Here is a 278-nt window from a genome sequence, read left to right on the forward strand (position 1 = left end):
CGGCTGGCGCTGGCGCTGCTCGCCCTGGCGGCCGGCCCCTGCTGGGCCAGCGCCTGGGTCGACGAGGCCGGTCACGGGCTGGTGATCCTCAAGGCCAGCCATACCGATGGCGGCGCGGTGTTCAACAGCCACGGCCAGTCGGGCAACTTCCCCGATGCCGGGCGCAGCCGCCAGGACCAGCTCAATCTCTACGGCGAATACGGGCTGAGCGCGGACCTGACCCTGGTCGGCAACTTCTATTTCAGCAAGGTCGGCTACCGCAACGACAGCGGCTAACG

Annotated in this window: 1 pseudogene; it reads left to right on the forward strand. The window is 69.1% G+C overall.

The annotated features are described in order from the left end of the window. Positions 1-276 (forward strand): annotated as a pseudogene (locus tag D588_RS25580) (hypothetical protein); the annotation flags it as partial. Positions 277-278 lie beyond the last annotated feature (2 nt).

Source organism: Xanthomonas sp. SHU 308 (assembly GCF_000364645.1).
Taxonomy (GTDB): domain Bacteria; phylum Pseudomonadota; class Gammaproteobacteria; order Xanthomonadales; family Xanthomonadaceae; genus Xanthomonas_A; species Xanthomonas_A sontii.